A 21,447-nucleotide genomic window follows, 5' to 3' on the forward strand; every position below is an offset into this window, starting at 1 on the left:
TGGGGAATCATTTAGATCGGCACGCGGCGCCGCCCTTTAAGGGCGGCGTTTCTTTTGGTGGGGTTAGTTGCCGGCCCGCTTGAGGTCCTTGGCGTAGCCCACGATGCCTTCGGCGATGCCCTGGGCCACCACGTCGCGGTAGGACTTTTTGGCCAGCAGGCGGTGCTCTTTGGGGTTGGTGAGGAAGCCCACCTCCACCAGGATGGAGGGCATCCGCGCGCCGATGAGCACATAGAACGGCGCCTGCTTTACCTTGAGGTCTTGAATCTTGGCCTTGCTGCGCGCCTTGGCCAGCATGTCGCCGTGCACCGAGCGGGCCAGGCGGTTGGACTCGTTGATCTTGGAGTTGAGCATCAGGTCGTTGAGGATCATCTGCAAGTCGCTGATGGAGCGGGTGGTGGTGGCGTTCTCCCGCGCGGCCACCCGCATGGATTCTTCATCCGAGGCCAGGTTGAGGAAGTAGGTTTCCATGCCGTTGAGGCGGTGGCTGGCCGCCGCGTTCACGTGGATGGAAACGAATAGGTCCGCGTCGCGGGTGTTGGCAAAGGCGGTGCGCTCCTCCAGAGCCAGGTACTCGTCGCGGTCGCGGGTCAAGAGCACCTGCACGCCCATCATCTTCCTGAGCTTGGCGGCCACCCGTTTAGACAGGTCCAGGGTCAGATCCTTTTCCTTCATGCCCTTGTACAGGGCGCCGGTGTCCTTGCCGCCGTGGCCAGGGTCTAAGACCACCCGCTTGACCCCCAGCCCTAAGGCCTTGGCCAGGCTCAGATCGGGCGGGGTCTCATGGGCGCGGCCCCGGGGCACCCGCCGTTCCCTTGCGTTCTGGCGCTTCTGGGCCCTGGCCTTGGCCTGCTCGCCGAAGCAGTCGATCACCACGCGGAAGGGGTTTTCCAGGGTGAAGACCTTGTAGGTGGCCAGGTGCTTGATGTCCAGGACCAGGCGTACCGTGTCCGGGCTGTATTGCCCGGCCCGCGCGGCTTTCAAGAGGCCGTCGCCGATGGGCATGCGGTCGTCGAAGCCCGAGGGCAGGCGCGCGCCTTTGAGGTCCAAGTACAGCCGCCGCGGCTTGTTGTGGTCCGGGTCGCGCTTCAAGAGGGCCGAGTTGTAAGGCACCGGCCGCTCCAGGCCGATGACTACGCGGGTGTAGCTGGGCGTGGACCAGTGACGCAGGCCTTTCACCGTGGCCAGGGCCTTTTCGCCCGGCTTCTGGGCCGGTTTGGCGCTAGGGGTCTTGACCGGCTTGACTGCCGGGGCGGGGGCTGGGGCCTTCTTGCCCTGGTCGCGCTGGCCCGCGGCCAGGCGTTCCTCAAGGGCGTCCAGGCGCGCCTTGGCCCGGGGGGACATGTCGCCCCGGGGGTAGTTCACCGTCACCCGGAGGTATTCCAGATAGGCCTGCTTGGGCTGGCCCGCTTCCTCGTAGAGCCCGGCCAGCATGGTCTGGGCGTCGTCTGCCAGGCGCGAGTCCGGGAAGTGGTTCACCAGGCGCTTGAACAGGTCAACCGCCCGGTCGAAGTCGTCCTGGCGCTTGAAGCGCCGCCAGGCCTGGCCATGCACCCGGCCCATCCACAACAGGGCGCCCGCCGCGAAGGGTCCGTTGGGCGAGGCGGTGTAGACCCGCGAGAAGCGGTCGGCCAGGCTCTGCCAGTTCTGATACACCGACTGGGCCTTGGGGTGCTTGATCAGCCAGTGGTAGTCGGCCCGCGCTTGGTTGTAGACCGCCTTCTCGTCCTGGGCCAGGGCCGCGCCGCCCGCCAAGGCGGCAAGCAGGGCCACAGCCAAGGCGATTATGCTCAGCCTAGTCCAGTTCATCCTGCCACTCGCTGAGCAGGTTCAGGGCCTGCAAGGGGGTTAGGGCGCTTAGGTCCAGCTCGGCCAGCTTGCTGATGAGCGGGTGCCGCTCCGGCGCGAACAGGGCCAGCTGGCCGCCGCCCGCGCTCTGGTCCGGGGAGGGGGCGGGCGGGCCTTCTTGTTCCAGACGGGCCAGCACCTCCCGCGCCCGGGCCAGCACCGGCTCGGGCAGCCCGGCCAGACGGGCCACGGCCAGGCCATAGGAGCGGCTGACTCCGCCCGGGGCCAGACGGCGCAAAAACACGATGGAGCCTTGGTACTCCTTGACCGCCACGTTGAAATTCTTTGCCCGGGGGTGGGTGGCGGCCAGCTCGGTGAGCTCGTGGTAGTGGGTGGCGAACAGCGTCTTGACCCCCACCCCGTCCAGATCGTGCAGATGCTCGGCCACGGCCCAGGCCAGGGACAGGCCGTCAAAGGTGGAGGTGCCCCGGCCCACCTCGTCCAGGATCACCAGGGAGCGCGGGGTGGCCGCGGCCAATATCTGGCTGGTCTCGGTCATCTCCACCATGAAGGTGGAGCGTCCGCCCGCCAGGTCGTCCATGGCCCCCACCCGGGTGAACACGCGGTCGATGAGCGGCAAGTGAGCTTCGTTGGCGGGCACGAAGGACCCGGCCTGGGCCAGCAGGGAAATCAATGCCACCTGGCGGAGGATGGTGGACTTGCCGGCCATGTTGGGGCCGGTGATGATCAGGACCTGCTGTTCATCGTCGTCCAGGTAAACGTCGTTGGGCACGAACTCGCCCTCGGGAAGCATCTGCTCCACCACCGGATGGCGGCCCGCGCTGATGCTTAAGGGGCCGTCCTTGCTCATCACCGGGCGCACGTAGTCGCGGCTGAGCGCCAGGCGGGCCAGCCCGGCCAGCACGTCCACCTCGGCCACGGCCCGGGCGGCGGCCACCAGGCGGGGGCCTTGTTCGGCCACGGCTCCGCGCAGCTCTTCGAACAGGGTCTTTTCCAGCTCCAGGGCCTTTTCCTCGGCCCCCAGCACGGCGGCTTCCTTGTCCTTGAGGGCCGGGGTGATGTAGCGCTCCGCGTTGGCCAGGGTCTGCTTGCGGATGAAGCTCTCGGGCACCTTGTCCAGATGGGTCCGGGTCACTTCGATGTAATAGCCGAAAACCTTGTTGAAGCTCACCTTGAGCGAGGGGATGCCGGTGTCGGCCCGGAGCTCGGCTTGCAGGGCCGCGATCCAGTCCTTGCCCGCGCCGCGCAATTGCCTGAGCTCGTCCAGCTCCTCGCTCACGCCCTGGGCGATGACCCCGCCTTCGGCCAGGGAGGCGGGAGGGCTTTCGCTCAGCCAGTCGTAGAGGCGCTGGGCCAGGGGACCCAGGCCGCCCATCTGGCCCAAGCGCGCGGCCACCAGGGCCGACTGCATGGGCTCCAACAGGGCGCGCAGGCCGGGCAGGGCCAACAGGGCGTCGCGCAGGGAAGCCAGGTCGCGCGGGGTGGCCTGGCCCAGGCTGGCCCGGCCCACCAGACGGGGCAGGTCGGGCAGCTCGCGCAGGGCCTCTTGCAAGGCGTCCAGGAGCAGGGGATCGCCCACCAGCTCCTCCACCGCCTGGTGGCGCGCCTCGATGGCTTCTAAAGAGCGCAGGGGGAAACCCAGCCATTGCTTGAGCAGGCGTCCGCCCATGGGCGTTGCAGTCATGTCCACCGCGTTCAAGAGCGAGCCCGTGCGCCCGCCGCCCGCGATGGCGCGGTAAAGCTCCAGGTTGCGCTGGGCCGTGGCGTCCAGGACCAGGTGGGTCTGCACCCGGTAGAGGCCCAGCGGTTCGATGTGCTCCGGGCTGGTGCGCTGGGTGCTCAAGACCGCGGACCAGGCCAAGGCCGCCGCGATGAGCGCCGGCTCCCAGTCCTCTTCCTCCGCCTCCTCGGGCAGGCGGGCCTCCAAGAGCTGGCGGGCCTGGCCGGGGGTGGGCGGGCGGCCTGTGGCCAGGCTGCGGGGCAACTCGGCCGCGCCGGGGCCCAGGTCGCCCAGGCCAGGGTGGGCCGCCTGGCTCTCGGCGATCACCAGCTCGGCGGGCTCCAAGCGGGCCAGCTCGTCGGCCAGGGCCGGGCCGGGCAAGAGGGTGGTGGCCATGAACTCGCCAGAGGCCAGATCCAGGCAGGCCAGGCCCAGGCGCTCGCGGCCCAGGAACAGGGCGGCCAAATAGCGGTGCTCCCTGGCGGGCAGGTGGTTGGGGTCGATGAACATGCCCGGGCTCACCACCCGGGTGATCTCACGCTTGACCAGCCCCTTGGCCTGCTTGGGGTCCTCCACCTGGTCGCACACCGCCACCTTGTGGCCCGCTTCCACCATCTTGGCCAGGTAGGCGTCCACCGCGCGGTAGGGCACCCCGCACATGGGGATGGGATCGGGGTGACCCTTGTCCCGGCTGGTCAGGGCGATGGAGAGCACCTTGGAGGCGACGATGGCGTCGTCAAAGAACATCTCGTAGAAGTCGCCCATGCGGAAGAACAGAATGCAGTCAGGCACCTGCTCCTTGAGCTCGAAAAATTGGCGCAGCATGGGGGTGTCCCGGGCGGGACTGGGCGAGGCGGAATTGGAACGGCTGGGGCCTTGAGCGGAATCGGGCTGCACGGCGCGGCTCATGGTTGGCGAGGCACCACTCCTAAGAGGGTTTCAGGGTTCCTGCTGTCCACTAACATAGCAGAAATAAAGGCCTTACGCCAGGAGCCCCCTAGCGGACCCGGGGCAACATGCTGTCCCAGCGGTGGCAGCGGGGGCATTTCCAGGTGAGCTGGTGCGAGACGAAGCCGCACTGGCTGCACTGGTAGCGCGCCTGGTCGCCCTCGATCTCGTCCAGCAGCTGGGCATAGGCCTCCAGGGCCCGGCCCCGGTCGCCGTCGGCCAAGAGGATGCGGCCGCGCAGGCGGTGGGCGTCGAGCAGATGGGGCGCCCGCTCCACGGCCATGTCCACCACCTCCAGGGCCTTGTCCTGGTCCTGGTGTTGGGCATAGTGCTGGGCCAGGGCCATGAGGGTGGGCACCTCGGCGCTGGCCGGGTCAATCTCCCCGAAGAAGCCCTCGGCCGCCTTTTCGCCCAGCTCCTCCTCGGCCGAGTTCACCCGCATGATCACCAGGTGGGCGTACTGGGGCGAAAGCTTGACCGCCTTCTTCCACACCCCCAGGGCCTTGCGGGCCCGCCCCCGGGCCAGCTCCAAATCGCCCAGGTGCAGATAGGCGTCCAGGCAGTTCTTGTCCACGTTGATGGCCTGGCTGAAGGCGTCTTCGGCCCGGTCCAGCTGGCCTGAGACCATCAACTCCTTGCCCTGTTCGGTCTTGTAATGGGCCAACACCGGGCGGCTGTCGCTCTTGGTCAGGCGGTCCAGGCGCTTGCGGGCCTCGAAGGCGCCCTCCCAGTCGCGCATCTCCTCGTAGAGGGTGGCGATCTGGCGGGCGGCCTCGATGTGGCGCTGGTCATTCTTCAAGACCTCGTCAAAGGCCTCGGCCGCGCGGTTGAACAAGCCGCCTTTCTTGTAGTCCAGGCCCAGGTCGTAGACCGCCTGGAGGTGGGACTTGGCATCAAGGTTGGGCCGGGCGATGATGCTCTGGCGGATGCGCACCGCCCGCTCGATCTCGCCCTTTTGCCGAAACAGGTTGCCCAGGACCACGTAGGTCTCCACCGTGTCCGAGTTCAGGGTCACCGCCTTGGTGAACTCCTCGATGGCCTGGTCGGTGTGGTCGGCCATGAGGTGGCTGATGCCCCGCATAAAGGCGTCGTCGCTGGCGCTGCGCCCCGGGCCCCGCTCGGAGGACTGGGCCGCGGCCTGGGCCTTGCCCGAGCGCCCGGCCAGCCAGCCGACGAGCCAGCCTATGATCAGCAGGGCGACGCCGGCCACCAGATGGGCCGTGGTCAGGCTGTAGCCCTGCCAGGTGAATAGCACCGTAGACATGATCTAACGCTTGTCCTTGTCCGGAGCCGCCCCTGGCTCCTCGGCCTGCTCCAGGGCGGGCAGTTCGCTCTCGGCCTTGGCCTCGTTGGCGCTGAAATCGTCGGTGGGGGTTATGCCCCCGGTGCCGGCCACCATCCCCTCGCCGGTCACCGGCAGGTTCCTCAGGCTGTTCAGCTCGCGCCGAAGCTCCTCGGTCTTCTTGACCTGGGCCTTGACCTGGCGGCGCAGGCGGAAGCGCTCGCTGATGCCCACCAGGCTGGCGGCCAAGAGCCCCACGAAGAAGGCCAAGAGGATTACCAGGTAGGTGGGGTAGGGCGTGGACTCCCACTTGACGAACAAAAGGTTCAAGCGGATGCCCAGGGGATGGCTCAGCGGGGTGATGTTCTGGATCATGAAGATGATGGCCAGAGCCACCACCGCCGAGAGTATGATCACCTTGATATAGCCCATGGTCGGCCTTTCTATTTTAGATCGGCGAAATAGGGGCGCAGATTCTCGTAAGTGGCGCGGATGTGCTCGGGGATCACCCGCACCTCGCCGAAGACGGTCATGAAGTTGGTGTCGCCGCCCCAGCGGGGAACCACATGGAAGTGCATGTGCTCCTCGATGCCCGCCCCGGCCACCCGGCCCAGATTCAGGCCCACGTTGAAGCCCTCGGGATGCATGATTTCCCTAAGGGCCTGCACGCTCAGGCGCACCGTGGCCAACAGGTCGGCCATTTCCTCGGGGCTCAGCTGGTCCAGGCCGGGCAGGTGCCGCCGGGGAGCCACCAGGAGGTGGCCGTTGTTGTAGGGGTACTTGTTCATCATCACCAGGCTATGCTCGCCCACGCCGAGCACCAAATCGTCGGCGCCCTTGCCGTCGCCGGCCAGGCAGAAGATGCAGCCCTCGGGTTTGTCCTCATCCAAAATGTAGGTCATGCGCCAAGGGGCCCACAGGTTTTCCATCAGCTACTCCCCTAACTTTAGCACGTGGCCGGTGATCTCCTGGTCTAATTCCAGGATGCCCACCGTGCCGCTACCCAGGAAGCCCTTGGCATAAGATCCTGGGTTAAATAACAGTATACCTTGCTTTACCAGGTTGGTGGGGCGGTGAGAATGTCCGAAGACCACCGCGTCCACCCCGGTGAATTCGTTCAGCACCCGGCCGGGCAGGCCCATGGGCGAGCCCCAGCCGTGGATCAAGCCGATCTTGAAGCCGCCGACGCCGACCACCCGCTTGATGGGCAGGTTGGCCCGGATGGCCGGGCCGTCCATGTTGCCCGCTACGGCCACCACCTCCACCCCGTCCCAGGCATCCAGGACCGCGGGATCGGTGATGTCGCCAGCGTGCAGGATCATCTCCACCCCGGCGAAGGCCTCGGCGGTGCGGCGGGCCACTTCCGGGTCATAGCCGGTGAGGTGGGTGTCGGATATCACCCCGATGCGCTTCATGCCGCGTCTCCCAGGGGGGCCAGTTCCAGCTCACCCCAGGCGGCCAGCTTGGAGCCGATGACGATGAGCGCGCCCAGCACCCCCGGCACGCCGGAAACCCAGTCCAGGGCGCTCTCCAGGTCACGGACGCTTTTGACCCGGTTGCCCAGGGCGGTGGCTGCCGCGTCGGCCAGGGCCCCGTCCTTGGCCTTTACCGTGGCCGCGTCGGCCTTGCCCAGGGAGAGCGAGTGCCCCACCGTGCCCGAGCTGGTGCCCAGGCACAGGGGCATGTCATCGGCTGCGATCTTTATGCCCAGGCGGCCGGAGATGGGCGAGTCGCCCGCCTCCAGGCCCACGGTGATGTGGCGTGCGGCGCCCAGAAAAACGTCGCCGCCGTTCTCCACCAGCACCTCGTCCGAGAGCTCGCCCAAACGGCGGCCCACTTCCTGGGCGATGGCTCCGGCCACGGCGGCCATGGGCCCGGTGCCCGCGGCCCGGCCCGCGGCCAGCATGGCCTGCATCACCGGCGGGGCGGTGGGGTCCGGTGGCAGGGGCTCCAGGGAAGTGAGCGCTTCGGGGTTTTCCAGCAGATAGCGCTCCAGGCCCCGGCGCACCGCCATGATGGCCTCCACCGCCTCCTGGGTCAGGTCGCGCGAGGCGGTGATCCAAAGGTCGGTTTCCTTGACCCGGGCGGTGAAAGAGGCCAGAGAACGGCCCCCGCATTTAACCCGGTAGATTCTTTCTTGGAATTGAGGCAAGCCCACCACCCTCCACCCGCCGCGCCGCGCGGGCGGTTCCTTCTTATAGACCAGCCCCTTGCGCGTGTCAACGAAAGCGGATAAGGGGCCCGCTTGGCTGAACCCGGGGTGCGAATTGGTCCCGAGCGCTCGGTCGGCCTTTCTTGACTTGTTCTCTATTGTCGGCTAAGTAGAGGAGGATTAGGGCGAAAGGAGGGGCATGAACAGCCGCCGCTTGGCCCGGCTCATGGACATTATCTGCGATATCAAGGCTCATCCCCGTCGCAGCCCCGACGAGATGTGCGCTCGGCTGCAGATATCCCGCCGACAATTTTACAAAGACCGTGACACTTTGTTGGCCATGGGCTTCGGGTTCCACTATTCCCGTGGCCGGGGGGGCTTCGTCCTGGACAAGGAGACTACCTTCAACGTCCAGGGCATGAGTTTGGCCGAGCTGTTCGCCCTGATCCTGGCGGTTCGCGAGCTTACCCGCCTGAGCGACTTCTCCCTGGCCATGGGCGCGGTGGCCGGCCTGCGCACCCTGGTGCGCCAGCTGCCCGACGGGGTAAGGGATTGGTTCGACGAGGCAGTGGACGGGGTGGTGGTGGCCGACGGCTTCGGCTGCGACTCCGAGGTGCTCACGGCCCTGGAGGAAGCCATCCGGGGCGAGTGGCAGGTGGTGCTGGTTTTGGAGCAGGGCCATGGCGAGAAACGCCTGACCGTGGCCCCCCGCCAGCTCTATCTGCGCGAGGGCACCCTGTTCCTGGAAGCCAGCGGGGACGAGCTGGGCGAGAGCGGCCTGGTGTCCCTGTCCCGGGTGCGCCGGGTGATCAGTACGCCGATTTTCACCGCCCGCCGCCGGGAAGAGGGGCCCGGCGCGCCGGCGGAAGAGTAATTGCAAGCGGAGAGAGGACATCCGGGGCCACAGCGGCCGCCGGAGAGGAGAATAGTTTGCTCATGCGCGAAGTAGTTATCGTCAGCGCCTGCCGCACGGCGGTGGGGTCTTTCCTGGGCGGGCTTTCCAGCCTGAGCGCCAATCAGCTCGGCGTGGTGGCCATCAACGAGGCCATCAAGCGGGCGGGCATCGACCAGCAGGCGGTGGACGAGGTGATCATGGGCTGCGTGTTGCCCGCCGGTCTGGGCCAGAACCCGGCCCGCCAGGCCACGCTCATGGCCGGGCTGCCTTACGAAGTCGGCTGCATCACCGTGAACAAGGTCTGCGGCTCGGGGCTCAAGGCGGTGATGCTGGCCGCCCAGGCCGTGGCCTGCGGAGATGCGGACGTGGTGGTGGCCGGGGGCATGGAGAGCATGTCCAATGCGCCCTACCTGCTGCCCAAGGCGCGCACCGGCATGCGCATGGGCGACGGCAAGGCCATCGACTCCATGGTGCATGACGGCCTGTGGGACCATATCAATGATTTCCACATGGGCATGAGCGCCGAACTCTGCGCCGAGAAGTACGGGGTCAGCCGTATGGACCAGGATTTGTTCGCCTTCGAGTCCTACGAGAAGAGCCTCAAGTCCGCCGAAGAGGGCCGCTTCGACGCCCAGATCGTGCCCGTGGAGATACCTCAGCGCAAAGGCGAGCCCAAGGTGGTCAAGCGGGACGAGGGGCTCATGGCCCCGGACCTGGACAAGCTGAGCTCGCTCAAAACGGTTTTCAAAAAAGACGGCACGGTCACCGCGGGCAACGCCTCCAGCCTCAACGACGGGGCGGCGGCGGTGGTGGTGATGAGCGCGGAGCGGGCCAAGGAGCTGGGCTGCTCCCCCATGGTCAAGGTGGGGGCCCAGGGCGCGGCGGGCATCGATCCCAAGTACGTGCTTGTAGCCCCCATCTGGTCCATCCCCAAGGTGGCGGCCAAGCAGGGCATCGCGCCCACCGACATCGAGCTCATGGAGGTCAACGAGGCCTTCGCCTCCAGCTCCATCGCGGTGCAGCGCGAGCTGGGCCTGGACCCGGAGCGCATCAACATCTACGGCGGGGCCCTGTCCATCGGGCATCCCATCGGCGCCTCGGGGGCCCGGGTCTTGACCACCCTGATCTACGCCATGAAGGACACCGGCGCTGCCACGGGCATGGCCAGCCTGTGCCTGGGCGGCGGCGAGGCGGTGAGCCTCATTTTGGAGAACATCTAGCGCGCCGCGACAGAGGCGCGGATTAATATTTCATAACACCAATACAACCGGAGATCGGCAGAGGAGCAATCATGAAAGAAGTAGTTATCGTAGGCGCGGCACGCACCGCGGTGGGCCGTTTCGGCGGTATGTACACGGACGTTTCGGCGGTGGACCTGGGCGTGATCGCGGCCAAGGCCACCCTGGAGCGCGCCGGGGTGGATCCCTCGGCGGTGGACGAGGTCATCCTGGGCAACGTGCTGGGCGCGGGGCTGGGCCAGAACGTGGCCCGCCAGGTGCAGGTGCACGCGGGGATGCCGGTGGAGTCCAACGCCTTCACCATCAACAAGGTCTGCGCCTCGGGGCTCAAGAGCGTGATGCTGGCGGCCCAGGCGGTCAAGTGCGGCGACAGCCGCATGGTGCTGGCCGGCGGCACCGAGAACATGACCCAGGCTCCCTACCTGCTGCCCAAGGCCCGCTGGGGCATGCGCATGGGCGACGGCAAGGTGGTGGACTCCATGGTCCACGACGGCCTGTTCGACATCTTCAACAAGTACCACATGGGCATCACCGCCGAGAACGTGGCCGAGAAGTTCGACATCACCCGCGAGGACCAGGACAAGCTGGCCGTGACCAGCCAGAACCGGGCCGAGGCGGCGATCACCTCCGGGCGCTTCAAGGAGGAGATCGTTCCGGTGATCATCCCGCAGCGCAAGGGCGACCCCAAGGTGGCCGACACCGACGAGCATCCGCGCTTCGGGGCCAGCCTGGAGGCCATGGCCAAGCTGCCGGCCGCCTTCAAGAAGGACGGCACCGTGACCGCGGGCAACGCCTCGGGCATCAACGACGGCGCGGCCTGCGTGCTGGTGACCACCCGCGACGCGGCCGAGGCCGAGGGTCTCAAGGTCATGGCCACCATCAAGAGCTACGGCTGGGGCGGCGTGGACCCGGCTTACATGGGCATCGGGCCCATCGCGGCCACCAAGGCGGCCCTGGCCAAGTATGACGGCAAGGTGGGCGACCTGGACCTGATCGAGGCCAATGAGGCCTTTGCCACCCAGGCCCTGGCGGTCATCAAGGAGCTGGGCTTCGACCCCGAGATCGTCAACGTCAACGGCGGAGCCATCGCCCTGGGCCATCCCATCGGCGCCTCGGGCTGCCGCATCCTGATCACCCTGCTGTATGAAATGATCAAGCGCGACGCCAAGCAGGGCCTGGCTACCCTGTGCATCGGCGGCGGCCAGGGCGCGGCCCTGGTGCTGGAGCGCTAAGGCCCAAAGCGAGAGGGGAAAGCACAATGGACTATGAAATGATCCTGTTCGAGACCCAGGGCCCGGTGGCCGTGGTCACCATCAACCGTCCCAAGGCCATGAACGCCCTGAGCCCCCAGGTGGTGGCCGAGATCGACCACGCCATGAAAGCGGTGATGGCCGATGACGACCTGCGCGTGGTGGTCCTCACCGGCGCAGGCGATAAGGCCTTCGTGGCCGGGGCCGACATCGCGGCCATGAGCAAGATGACCCCCCTGGAAGGCCGGGCCTTTTCCCGCGCCGGCCAGAAGGTGCTCTTCGACCTGGAGAACATGGCCAAGCCGGTGATCGCGGCGGTGAACGGCTTCGCGCTGGGCGGCGGCTGCGAGATCGCCATGGCCTGCGACTTCATCTACGCGGCGGACAACGCCAAGTTCGGCCAGCCCGAGATCAACCTGGGCATCATCCCCGGCTTTGGCGGCACCCAGCGGCTCAGCCGCCTGGTGGGCAAGAACTGGGCCATGGAGCTGTGCCTCACCGGCGCCATCATTAGCGCGGCCGAGGCCAAGGAGATCGGCCTGGTCAACCGCGTGTTCCCCGGCGAGGAGCTCATGGCCGCGGCCATGAAGACCGCCCAAGGCATCGCGGCCAAGGGCCGGGTGGCCACCCGGGCCATCAAGGAGCTGATCAACCAGGGCTACGACATGTCCCTGGAGCGGGCCATCCCCATGGAGGCGGAGTGCTTCGCCACCTGCTTCGCCAGCCCGGATCAGGCCGAGGGCATGGGCGCCTTCCTGGAGAAGCGCAAGCCCGATTTCAAGGGCGGACTGGACAAGTAATTGCGCACGGCCCCGAAGGCTCATAACGCCTTCGGGGCCGTTGTCGTATAAGATAACCCCTAATAACCAAACGCCACCGCCTCGGGCGGCGGGCGTCCGCGCGGCATTTTTTTCTTTCGAGGTGTAAGCCATGAATTTCGCTTTGACCGAAGAACAACAGATGGTCAAGGACACGGCGGCCCGGATCGCCGACGAGGACCTGAAGCCCAAGGCGGCGGAGTTTGACCAGTCCCACCAGCACCCAGCCGAGGCCTGCCAGGCCCTGGGCGAGCTGGGCTTCATGGGCATCGCGGTGCCCGAGGAGTACGGCGGCGCGGGCATGGACTACGTGTCCTACGTCCTGGCCCTGAGCGAGATAAGCCGGGGCGACGCCAGCGTGGGCGTGATCATGAGCGTGAACAACTCGCTCTACTGCTTCCCGGTGATGACCTTCGGCAACGAGGAGCAGAAAAAGGCCTTCCTCACCCCGGTGGCCTCCGGCGCCAAGATCGGCTGCTACGGCCTCACCGAGGCGGGCGCGGGCTCCGACCCGGCCTCCATGCGCACCACCGCCGTTTTGGACGGCAACGAGTGGGTGATCAACGGCGAGAAAAAGTTCATCACCAACGGCAACGTGGCCTCTTATGCCGTGATCGCGGCGGTGACCGACAGGGCCGCCGGGGCCAAAGGCATCAGCTCCTTCGTGGTGGACCTGGAGAACACCAAGGGCTTCTCCGTGGGCCGGGTGGAGGACAAGCTGGGCATCTGCGCCAGCGGCACCTCGGAGCTGGTCTTCGAGGACGCGCGCATACCCAAGGAGAACCTGCTGGGCCAGGAGGGCGGCGGCCTCAAGCAAATGCTCACCACCCTGGACAGCGGCCGCATCGGCATCGGCTCCCAGGCTCTGGGCATCGGCAAGGCGGTGTTGGAAGAGGCCATCCAGTACGCCGGCGAGCGCGAGCAGTTTGGCCGGCCCATATCGGCCTTCCAGGCCATCCAGTGGAAGCTGGCCGACATGGCCGCGGCCCTGGAGGCGGCGGAGCTTCTCTTGCTCAAGGCCGCCTGGATGGAAGACCAGCACATGCACTTTGAGAAGAACTCGGCCATGGCCAAGATGTTCGCCTCCGACGCGGCCATGAACGCGGCCATCGAGGGCGTGCAGATCCTGGGCGGCTACGGGTACTGCAAGGAGTACCCCATGGAGCGCCACATGCGCGATGCCAAGATCACCCAGATCTACGAGGGAACCAACGAGATCATGCGCCTGGTCATCGCCCGCAACCTGCTGAAAAAGAAGTAGGGCGCAAGCCAAGGAGAGGAGACGGCCCCGGCCGGATTCATGACAGCCCAAGAGAGAGCAGACAAAGTCCTGGCCGGTGACATCCGGGCCATCGCCCGGCTGATGCGCGACATCGACGACGGCGAGCCGGGCTGGCGCGAGGTGCTGGCCTTGCTCTATCCCCATGCGGGCCACTCCCGCATCATCGGGCTCACCGGCTCGCCGGGGGTGGGCAAGTCAACCCTCACCGATGTCCTGGTGGAGCGCTTCCGCGCGGCGGGCCTCACCGTGGGCGTGGTGGCGGTGGACCCCACCAGCCCCTTTTCGGGCGGGGCCATATTGGGCGACCGCATCCGCATGCAGCGCCATGCCACCGACGAGGGAGTGTTCATCCGCTCCCTGGCCACCCGGGGCCACTTCGGCGGGCTGACCGCCTCGGCCCGGGGCGTGGTCACGGTCATGGAGGCCATGGGCCGCGACGTGATCCTGGTGGAGACCGTGGGCGTGGGCCAGGACGAGGTGGAGATCGTGCGCATGGCCGACACCACGGTGATCGTCACCGTGCCCGGCCTGGGCGACGACATCCAGGCCATCAAGGCGGGCATCCTGGAGGCTGGCGACATCTTCGTGGTCAACAAGATGGACCGCGACGGGGTGGGGCGCACCGTGCAGGAGCTCAGGAACATGCTGGCCCTGAGCGGCGGGCATGAGCGCCGGGCCGGTTGGGAGCCGCCGGTGCTGACCACCAGTGCCCTGGACGGCCGGGGCCTGCCCGAGCTGATAGACGCCTTGGACGGGCACGAGAAGGTGCTGGCCGCCGACGGGGGCAAGCTCTTGAAGGCCCGCCGCCGCGAGGGCCTTAGGCGCGAGCTCTTGGACCTGATCCAGAGCGGCATCATGGAGCGGCTGGTGGCCCGCCTGGAAGCGGGCGATGGCATGGCCCCCTTGGTGGAGCGGGTCATGAGCGGCGGCGAAGACCCTTACTCGGTTAGCGACGAGGTGATTAACAAGGCCCTGGGCGAGTAGCCCAGCGGGCGGGAGCGGAAAATGGCACGCAAGGTCAAACGGCAATCCCTGGGGCAGCGCATCGGCCGCCTGCGGGAAAGCCAGGAAATGAGCCTGGAGACCCTGGCCAACATGACCGGGCAATCGGTGGAGACCCTGGCCCAGATCGAGAAGGACGAGAAGATTCCGCCCGTGGCCTTGCTGCTAACTCTGTCGCGGGCCCTGGAAGTGGACAGCGGCGAGCTACTCAAGGACGAGGACGAGGCCGAGGCTGCCGAGCGCCGCGTGGAGGCGGTGAAGAAGCGCACCGACCGCTACTCCTACCGCGTGCTCACCCCGGAGGCGGGCCACCGCCACCTCAAGAGCTTCCTGGTTACCATCGACCCCACCAGCGACCTGGAAGGCGCGGGCTATCAGCACGAGGGCGAGGAGTTCGTCTACGTGCTCTCCGGCGAGGTGGAGGTCAAGGTTGGCCAGAACCTCAACCGTCTCGCGGTTGGCGACAGTCTGCATTTCAACTCCAGCCTGGTGCACACCCTGAAAAACCCCGGCGACGAAACCACCGAGCTGCTGGTCGTACTCTACACTCCATAAAGCCGGGAGCGCGCCATGGCCTTTGTGCTCAGCGAAGAGCAGGTGATGATCCAAACCCTGGCCCGGGACTTTGCCAGGGAGGTGCTTTTGCCCACCGCCGCCGCGCGCGACCGCAGCCATGAGTTCCCCCGCGAGAACCTGTTGCAAATGGGCGAGCTGGGCTTCATGGGCATGATGGTGCCCGAGAAGTACGGCGGGGTGGGCGTGGACACGGTGAGCTACGCCCTGGCGCTCAGCGAGATCGCCTATGGCTGCGCCAGCACGGCGGTGGTGATGAGCGTGCACAACTCCATCGCCTGCGAGGCCATCCTGCGCTTCGGCTCCGAGGAGCAGAAGCAGCACTGGCTGCCCCAGATGACCAGCGGCGATTGCATCGGCGCCTTTGCCCTCACCGAGCCCGGCGCGGGCTCAGACCCCTCCAGCCAGCGCACCAGCGCGGTGCTGGACGGCGACGAATGGGTGATCAACGGCACCAAGCAGTTCATCACCACCGGCAAGAACGCGGGCGTGGTCATCGTCACCGCGGTCAACGACAAGAACAAGCGGCACCGGGGCATAAGCGCCTTTCTGGTGCCCAAGGGCACGCCGGGCCTGATCGTGTCTCGGCTGGAGGACAAGCTGGGACTGAGGGCCAGCGATACCGCGCAGTTGGTGTTCGAAGACTGCCGCATCCCGGCGGAGAACGTGCTTGGCAAGCCGGGCGACGGCTTCCGCGTGGCCATGACCTGCCTGGACGGCGGACGCATCGGCATCTCGGCCCAGTCGGTGGGCGTGGCCAGCGCCTGTTTGGACGAGGCCATCGACTTCACCCGCAACCGGGAGCAGTTCGGCCGGGCCATCAGCGACTTTCAGGGCATCCGCTGGAAGCTGGCCGACATGGCCACCCAGATCGAGGCGGCGCGCCTTTTGTGCCTCAACGCGGCCAGCCTCAAGGACCTGGGCAAGCGCTACTCCATGCAGGCCTCCATGGCCAAGCTCTTCGCCTCAGAGATGGTGCAGCAGGTGGCCGGCCAGGCCATTCAGATGCACGGCGGCTACGGCTTCAGCACAGAGTACAGCGCGGAGCGCCACTACCGCGATGCCCGGGTGTTCACCATCTACGAAGGCACCAGCGAGATTCAGCGCATCGTGATCAGCAACAACCTGATCGGCCCGCCCATGGTGCGATAAGAGTTAGCCGAGTATTGGCGGAGGGGAAACTTTTTTGGAAAAAAGTTTCCCCTCCGCGCCACCCCTTCAAAAAACTTCGCCGGATATTGCCCGAGGCAATATCCGGCCGTTGTTTTGGGCGGGGGACAACGTACAACTCAAGCATTCTGTTGCAGGCCGAGATTGCCGCGTCGCCGCTGGGCAGCGGCTCCTCGCAATGACAATGGTGGATATATAGACAACGTTGTCATTGCGAGGCGCGGCCATGGCCGGGCCGAAGCAATCTCTGCAACGAGTTGATGGTTAGGTGGAAATCGGGTGGTGCGCTAAATGAGAAAGGCAAGACAGCCCATGCTTCCTTGCCCCTTCCTTGCCAACCTTCCTAACTCTTAGCTCTTGAAGCTACTCAAACGGCTTGCTGGTGTAGCGGTAGGCGCGGAGTTTCTGCTCGGCATTGTCAAAGGTGAGCCACAGGCGCTCCTTGACCACGCCTGCTGTCTTTTCCTTTAGCCAGTAGGCGGTGAAGCGCTTGTCTGCGTGGTCCACGCTGGTGGGCTGGCCCCAGCGGGCCACGGCCTGGTCATAGGTGAGCACGCCCACGTCCTTGGCCAGCTCCTGGTCCACGTTGCCGAAGTGGCTGGCCGTGTTGCAGGCCGAGGCTAGCAACAGGCAGAAGAGCAGGGCGCTGGCGATACCGGCGCGGGACATGCCTAATCCCCCGCCAGAACCGGCTCCACCACCGGGTGGCCGAAGAGCTGGTTAACCGAGTCGATAAGCGCCGGGTCGGCGGCCACGCGGTACTGGCCGGGCAGCACCAGGGTGGCGGTGCCCTTGCCCGGCACCTTGAGGTGCAGCGACACCCGGCAGGTGCCGGGGTGCTTGTCCAGGGTTTGCCTGAGCAGCACCAGCTTCTCGCGGGTGAGGCCCGTGGCCTCCAGCTTGAGGCGCAAGCGGGTGGTGCGGGTTTGGGCCGCCGAGCTCAGCGGCTCCACAGAGGTGGCTTTCACCTTTACCCCGCGCTCGTCCTTGTCCACCGTGCCCTTGACCAAAAGCGGTTCGTCGCCCTTTAAAAACTCCTCGGCCTTGGCAAAGCAGTCCGGGAAGCAGATCACCTCCACCGTGCCCTTCAGGTCCTCCAGGCTCACGAAGGCCATGCGGTCGCCCTTTTTGGTGACCTTCTGTTTCAGGGCAGCGGCCACCCCGGCCAGGGTCACGGTCATGCCGTCGCTGGCCGCCTTTAGGGCCACGGTGTCCAGGGTGCCCAGGCGCTTGATCTCGTCCTGAAAGTCGCTGAGCGGGTGCCCGGTGATGTAGAAGCCGATGGCCTCCTTCTCGTAGCCCAGGCGGTCGGCCTCGGCCCAGGGCGGCACGTTGGGCAGCTCCGGCGCGGCCGGCCCAGGCCCGCTGGCCCCGCCCATGAGGTCGAAGATGGAGCCCTGGCCCGCGTCGATGTCGCGCCGCACCTTCTGGCCGTGCTCCAGGGCCTCATCCAACACGGCCATGAGCTGGGCGCGGTGGGCCCCGGTGCTGTCAAAGGCGCCGCACTTGACAAGGCTCTCCAGCACCCGGCGGTTGACCTTGCGCAGGTCCACCCGCTCGCAGAATTCGTGCAGGCCCGCGAACTCGCCGCCCTCGGCGCGCGCTTCCAGGATGGCCTCCACCGCGCCGCGCCCCACGTTCTTCACCGCGGCCAGGCCGAAGCGGATGGCCTCGTCCACCACGGTGAAGTCCATGGCCGAGAGGTTGATGTCAGGCGGCTTGACGGTGAGGCCGTGCTCGCGGCACTCGCCGATGTGGGCCATCACCTTGTCGGTGTCGTTGACCTCGCTGGTCAGCAGCGCGGCCATGAACTCCAAGGGGAAGTGGGCCTTGAGGTATGCGGTCTGGAAGGTGATGAGGGCATAGGCCGCGGAGTGGGACTTGTTGAAGCCATAGCCCGCAAACTTGGCAATGAGGTCGAACATGTTGCCCGACTCGGCCCGGGAAATACCGTGCTCCAGGGCGCCTTCCAAAAAGCGCTCCTTTTGCTGGTTCATCACCTGGGGGTCTTTCTTGCCCATGGCCCGGCGCAGGATGTCGCCCTCGCCCAGGGAGTAGCCGGCCAGGCGGCGGGCGATCTCCATGACCTGCTCCTGGTACACGATGACCCCGTAGGTCTCCTTCAAGACCGGCTCCAGCTCGGGGAAGAAGTAGCTCACCTCCTTCTGGCCGTGCTTGCGGGCCACGAAGTCGTCCACCATGCCCGATTCCAAGGGGCCGGGGCGGTAGAGGGCCACCAGGGCGATTACGTCCTCGAACACGCCGGGCTTGAGCTTGGCCAGGAGCTCCTTCATGCCCGAGGACTCCAGCTGGAACACGCCGGTGGTGTCGCCGCGGGACAAGAGCTCGTAGGTCTCCTTGTCCTCCAGGTCCACGCTCTCGATGGCGAAGTCCGGGTCGTGGTTGGCCCGCACCATCTGCACGGCATAGGCGATCACCGTGAGCGTCTTGAGGCCCAAAAAGTCGAACTTGATCAGTCCGGCCTTTTCCACGCACTTCATGTCGAACTGGGTGACCACCGACTCGTCCGAGGGGTTGCGGTACAGGGGCACCACCTCGTCCAAGGGAACGTCGCCGATGACCACCCCGGCGGCGTGGGTGGAAGCATGGCGGGGCAGGCCTTCCAGAGAGCGCGCGATGTTGATCAGTTTGTTCACCTGGGGGTCGGCCTTCATGCGCTCCCGGATGCGGGGCTCGGTGTCCAGGGCCTCGTCCAGGCTGATGCCCAGCTTGGTGGGCACCAGCTTGGCGATCTGATCCGCGTCGGCATAGGGCACGTTCAAGGCGCGGGCCACGTCGCGGATAACCGCGCGGGCCTGCATGGAGCCGTAGGTGATGATCTGGGCCACCCGGTCGGACCCGTACTTTTCGGTGACGTACTCGATCACCTCGGGCCGCCGGAACTGGCAGAAGTCCACGTCGATGTCGGGCATGGACTTGCGCTCGATGTTCAAAAAGCGCTCGAAGATTAGCCCGTAGCGTATGGGGTCCAGGTCGGTGATGCGCATGGAAAAGGCCACCAGTGATCCGGCGGCCGAGCCGCGCCCCGGCCCCACCGGGATGCCGTGGTCCTTGGCCCAGTTGATGAAGTCGGCCACCACCAGGAAGTAGCCCGCGAAACCCATCTGCACCAGCACGTCCAGCTCGTAGGCCAGGCGGTCGGCGTACTCCTGCTTGTCGATGGCCTGGCCCCGGGCGGTGAGCTCGGCGATGCGCTCCTGAAGGCCCTCGCGGGCCTCCTTGCGCAGGCGGTCCTCGGCGGTCTCGCCATTGTCCAGGCTGAATACCGGGAAGCGCAGGTTGCCCAGGGGGATTTCCACGTTGCAGCGAGAGGCGATCTCCACGCTGTTCTCGATGGCTCCGGGCACGTGGCCGAACAGGGCGCTCATCTCCTCGGGCGTTTTGTAGTAGGTCTCGTTGGAGAGCTTCATGCGGTCGCTGGCGTCCACCGTCTTGCCGGTCTGGATGCACAGCAGCACGTCGTGGGCCTCGTGGTCGTCGCGGGTCAGGTAGTGGCAGTCGTTGGTGGCCACCAGGCCGATGCCCAGGCGCTGGCCCAGGTCCACCAGCATGGGGTTGACCTTCTTTTGCTCGGGGAGCCCCGCGTCCTGCAGCTCTAGGAAGAAGTTGCCCTCGCCCATGATGCTCAGGAATTCCTTGGCCTCGGCCTCGGCCTGCTCGATCCGGTCGTTCATCAACAGGCTGGGCACCTTGCCGGACAGGCAGGCGCTTAGCGCGATGAGCCCCTGGCTGTGCTTGCTCAGAAGCTCCATGTCGATGCGCGGCTTGTAGTAGAAACCCTCGGTGTAGCCGGCCGAGACCAGGCGCACCAGGTTCTGGTAGCCGGTGAGGTCCTTGGCCAGGAGCACCAGATGGTTGGCTATCTCCTGGCCGGGTTTGGCCTCTTTTTCGCGGCGGTCGCCGGGCGCCACGTAGACCTCGCAGCCGATGATGGGCTTGAGACCCGCCTTTTGGGCCGCGAGCTGGAAGTGGATGGCCCCGAACATGTTGCCGTGGTCGGTGACCGCCACGGAGTCCATGCCCAGTTCCTTGGCGCGCTTCATGAGGTCGGGCAGGCGGATGGCCCCGTCCAGGAGGCTGTACTGGGTGTGGCAATGCAGATGGACGAAGGGGGTGGTCATGGGCGATCTCTCATGGTTGTCAATGACGATTCAAGGTGTTCGCGATCGCCAACTCGCCGCATTATTCGAAATCCACTTCACAGGATTCGGAAATTTCATCAAGGTAATCTGGTTTTATATATTGAACTAATGAAGAGATGTTTTCTAGGCTGGTTCTTAACGATGAAAAGGAGATGTAGCGACACATCTCGTACATAGGCGGCAAAAGACGGGAAAAAGTGGGGCGATTGACTTCAGAGATAACCTTATCTCTTCGGCCATCAGGGGCTACGATAAATAAAGGGATATTCAGGTTAGGTTGCATTGCAATCAAATCGGATAACCGCAACAAACCTGAGTAGATAGATGTAGTGCTTTCTATTTCGAAGGCTGCGACAATACTGTTTCCTTGCAGCCACAGTACATCGATTAATTCAATTGTCTGATTCGTGGCAGCATCAAACTGCAAGGGTAGCTCTTTTCTTAGCTTTTTTAATGAGTCGAATCTTTGGGACCTCCATTTTTTCCCTTTATCATTTTTAGCGACCCAAACGTCGAGCCCCATGTCTGAACCAAATTTCAACAGTAGCCATTGTATTTCTGTGTGTTCATAAACTTGTTCTTTTTGAGAAGAAGTTTCGTTTCCTGCATTTTCTGACTCTGGCACTATTACCGGCCCGAATTTAGTTTTAAAGGCCTTTGGTCTGGTTTTGAGCTTTCCTTGATCAACGGGGCGATGTACTGGATTCTCTTTAGCATCAAACACAGCCTTGGTGACTATTTCGCCATCGGCAACTTTCCATCTGGCGGGTGAACCTCGTAGATGTCCAGTCCAAGCGTTTGGATGAGATAAATTTTCAAAGATAGAGAGCTGTTCTTTAAGCTCCTTGATCGGAACCGCAGTTTCAGGAGTAAGACCTACTAAAACTTTAACTTTTACTCTGCATGGGAAGGGGCTGTCTTCCCAAATTTTACTCTCGTCTTTGAAAGGATCACTGGTGATCTCCATTATGGCGATAAACCTAGAGACACCTATTAAATAGCAGAGAAAATAATCGCCAGGCTTAGTTCTTTTCAACATATTCAATCTATGCTCACTGAAACCACTAGTGTCACCACCGGCAGCTAGAAATTCCTGCCAGGTTTTCCATGTAAACAGGTTTAACCAGTAGTTCCGTGGAGCCATT

General features: G+C 65.2%; 18 protein-coding genes. 8 read left to right on the forward strand and 10 right to left on the reverse strand.

The features are described 5' to 3' along the window. Positions 1-63: 63 nt before the first annotated feature. The 7 genes from KQH53_17450 to KQH53_17480 all read right to left on the reverse strand — a co-directional run bounded on the left by KQH53_17450 (position 64) and on the right by KQH53_17480 (position 7,911). Positions 64-1,809 (reverse strand): N-acetylmuramoyl-L-alanine amidase, encoded by a 1,746-nt coding sequence (locus tag KQH53_17450; GenBank protein MCB2228470.1) that lies wholly within the window; start codon positions 1,807-1,809, stop codon positions 64-66. Next, a complete protein-coding gene (gene mutS / locus KQH53_17455) occupies positions 1,796-4,354 on the reverse strand; it encodes a DNA mismatch repair protein MutS (GenBank protein ID MCB2228471.1) in 2,559 nt (852 codons plus the stop codon). Before mutS ends, KQH53_17450 begins: the two co-directional genes overlap by 14 nt. A 172-nt stretch (positions 4,355-4,526) precedes the next feature. Continuing rightward, positions 4,527-5,741: a tetratricopeptide repeat protein gene (locus KQH53_17460; protein MCB2228472.1), complete on the reverse strand. Its 1,215-nt coding sequence runs from the start codon at positions 5,739-5,741 to the stop codon at positions 4,527-4,529. 3 nt (positions 5,742-5,744) lie between these two features. After that, on the reverse strand, positions 5,745-6,191 hold the full coding sequence (locus KQH53_17465; protein MCB2228473.1) for a LapA family protein: 447 nt from the start codon (positions 6,189-6,191) through the stop codon (positions 5,745-5,747). An 11-nt stretch (positions 6,192-6,202) separates the two neighbouring features. Next, positions 6,203-6,688, reverse strand: a complete 486-nt coding sequence (locus KQH53_17470) for an HIT domain-containing protein (protein MCB2228474.1) — start codon at positions 6,686-6,688, stop codon at positions 6,203-6,205. Between the two features lie 3 nt (positions 6,689-6,691). Continuing rightward, positions 6,692-7,174: a metallophosphatase family protein gene (locus tag KQH53_17475; GenBank protein ID MCB2228475.1), complete on the reverse strand. Its 483-nt coding sequence runs from the start codon at positions 7,172-7,174 to the stop codon at positions 6,692-6,694. After that, entirely contained in the window at positions 7,171-7,911 is a 741-nt protein-coding gene (locus tag KQH53_17480) for a UPF0280 family protein (GenBank protein MCB2228476.1), read from the reverse strand. The genes KQH53_17475 and KQH53_17480 overlap by 4 nt, the downstream gene beginning before the upstream one ends. 199 nt (positions 7,912-8,110) lie before the next feature. Here KQH53_17480 and KQH53_17485 point away from each other — a divergent pair, with 199 nt between their 5' ends. From KQH53_17485 to KQH53_17520, 8 genes are all read left to right on the forward strand, one after another. After that, entirely contained in the window at positions 8,111-8,785 is a 675-nt protein-coding gene (locus KQH53_17485; GenBank protein MCB2228477.1) for a hypothetical protein, read from the forward strand. Between the two features lie 62 nt (positions 8,786-8,847). After that, complete coding sequence (locus tag KQH53_17490) at positions 8,848-10,026, forward strand: acetyl-CoA C-acetyltransferase (protein MCB2228478.1); 1,179 nt, start codon at positions 8,848-8,850, stop codon at positions 10,024-10,026. A 71-nt stretch (positions 10,027-10,097) separates the two neighbouring features. Next, entirely contained in the window at positions 10,098-11,276 is a 1,179-nt protein-coding gene (locus tag KQH53_17495; protein ID MCB2228479.1) for an acetyl-CoA C-acetyltransferase, read from the forward strand. A gap of 26 nt (positions 11,277-11,302) precedes the next feature. Continuing rightward, entirely contained in the window at positions 11,303-12,094 is a 792-nt protein-coding gene (locus KQH53_17500) for an enoyl-CoA hydratase/isomerase family protein (protein ID MCB2228480.1), read from the forward strand. A 130-nt stretch (positions 12,095-12,224) separates the two neighbouring features. Then, the gene (locus KQH53_17505; GenBank protein MCB2228481.1) at positions 12,225-13,373 is read left to right on the forward strand and encodes an acyl-CoA dehydrogenase family protein; all 1,149 of its coding nucleotides are present in this window, start codon (positions 12,225-12,227) and stop codon (positions 13,371-13,373) included. A 39-nt stretch (positions 13,374-13,412) separates the two neighbouring features. Then, positions 13,413-14,378: a methylmalonyl Co-A mutase-associated GTPase MeaB gene (meaB, locus tag KQH53_17510; GenBank protein ID MCB2228482.1), complete on the forward strand. Its 966-nt coding sequence runs from the start codon at positions 13,413-13,415 to the stop codon at positions 14,376-14,378. 21 nt (positions 14,379-14,399) lie between these two features. Next, complete coding sequence (locus KQH53_17515; GenBank protein ID MCB2228483.1) at positions 14,400-14,951, forward strand: XRE family transcriptional regulator; 552 nt, start codon at positions 14,400-14,402, stop codon at positions 14,949-14,951. Positions 14,952-14,966: 15 nt separating this feature from the next. Next, entirely contained in the window at positions 14,967-16,121 is a 1,155-nt protein-coding gene (locus tag KQH53_17520; GenBank protein ID MCB2228484.1) for an acyl-CoA dehydrogenase, read from the forward strand. 381 nt (positions 16,122-16,502) lie between these two features. On the opposite strand, the gene KQH53_17525 is transcribed toward KQH53_17520, so the two are convergent. From KQH53_17525 to KQH53_17535, 3 genes are all read right to left on the reverse strand, one after another. After that, a complete protein-coding gene (locus tag KQH53_17525) occupies positions 16,503-16,808 on the reverse strand; it encodes a hypothetical protein (protein ID MCB2228485.1) in 306 nt (101 codons plus the stop codon). 2 nt (positions 16,809-16,810) lie between these two features. Then, positions 16,811-20,281, reverse strand: a complete 3,471-nt coding sequence (gene dnaE, locus KQH53_17530; protein MCB2228486.1) for a DNA polymerase III subunit alpha — start codon at positions 20,279-20,281, stop codon at positions 16,811-16,813. A gap of 61 nt (positions 20,282-20,342) precedes the next feature. Continuing rightward, the gene (locus tag KQH53_17535; GenBank protein ID MCB2228487.1) at positions 20,343-21,446 is read right to left on the reverse strand and encodes an EVE domain-containing protein; all 1,104 of its coding nucleotides are present in this window, start codon (positions 21,444-21,446) and stop codon (positions 20,343-20,345) included. Between the last annotated feature and the right edge of the window lies 1 nt (position 21,447).

This window comes from Desulfarculaceae bacterium (assembly GCA_020444545.1).
In the GTDB taxonomy this organism is placed as follows: Bacteria; Desulfobacterota; Desulfarculia; order Desulfarculales; family Desulfarculaceae; genus Desulfoferula.

What these genes read in the sequence shown, in the direction of transcription:
- KQH53_17450 (MCB2228470.1), bottom strand. Translation starts at nt 1,809, where the DNA reads ATGAACTGGACTAGGCTGAGCATAATCGCCTTGGCTGTGGCCCTGCTT.
- mutS (MCB2228471.1), bottom strand. Translation starts at nt 4,354, where the DNA reads ATGCTGCGCCAATTTTTCGAGCTCAAGGAGCAGGTGCCTGACTGCATT.
- KQH53_17460 (MCB2228472.1), bottom strand. Translation starts at nt 5,741, where the DNA reads ATGTCTACGGTGCTATTCACCTGGCAGGGCTACAGCCTGACCACGGCC.
- KQH53_17465 (MCB2228473.1), bottom strand. Translation starts at nt 6,191, where the DNA reads ATGGGCTATATCAAGGTGATCATACTCTCGGCGGTGGTGGCTCTGGCC.
- KQH53_17470 (MCB2228474.1), bottom strand. Translation starts at nt 6,688, where the DNA reads ATGGAAAACCTGTGGGCCCCTTGGCGCATGACCTACATTTTGGATGAG.
- KQH53_17475 (MCB2228475.1), bottom strand. Translation starts at nt 7,174, where the DNA reads ATGAAGCGCATCGGGGTGATATCCGACACCCACCTCACCGGCTATGAC.
- KQH53_17485 (MCB2228477.1), top strand. Translation starts at nt 8,111, where the DNA reads ATGAACAGCCGCCGCTTGGCCCGGCTCATGGACATTATCTGCGATATC.
- KQH53_17490 (MCB2228478.1), top strand. Translation starts at nt 8,848, where the DNA reads ATGCGCGAAGTAGTTATCGTCAGCGCCTGCCGCACGGCGGTGGGGTCT.
- KQH53_17495 (MCB2228479.1), top strand. Translation starts at nt 10,098, where the DNA reads ATGAAAGAAGTAGTTATCGTAGGCGCGGCACGCACCGCGGTGGGCCGT.
- KQH53_17500 (MCB2228480.1), top strand. Translation starts at nt 11,303, where the DNA reads ATGGACTATGAAATGATCCTGTTCGAGACCCAGGGCCCGGTGGCCGTG.
- KQH53_17505 (MCB2228481.1), top strand. Translation starts at nt 12,225, where the DNA reads ATGAATTTCGCTTTGACCGAAGAACAACAGATGGTCAAGGACACGGCG.
- meaB (MCB2228482.1), top strand. Translation starts at nt 13,413, where the DNA reads ATGACAGCCCAAGAGAGAGCAGACAAAGTCCTGGCCGGTGACATCCGG.
- KQH53_17515 (MCB2228483.1), top strand. Translation starts at nt 14,400, where the DNA reads ATGGCACGCAAGGTCAAACGGCAATCCCTGGGGCAGCGCATCGGCCGC.
- KQH53_17520 (MCB2228484.1), top strand. Translation starts at nt 14,967, where the DNA reads ATGGCCTTTGTGCTCAGCGAAGAGCAGGTGATGATCCAAACCCTGGCC.
- KQH53_17525 (MCB2228485.1), bottom strand. Translation starts at nt 16,808, where the DNA reads ATGTCCCGCGCCGGTATCGCCAGCGCCCTGCTCTTCTGCCTGTTGCTA.
- dnaE (MCB2228486.1), bottom strand. Translation starts at nt 20,281, where the DNA reads ATGACCACCCCCTTCGTCCATCTGCATTGCCACACCCAGTACAGCCTC.
- KQH53_17535 (MCB2228487.1), bottom strand. Translation starts at nt 21,446, where the DNA reads ATGGCTCCACGGAACTACTGGTTAAACCTGTTTACATGGAAAACCTGG.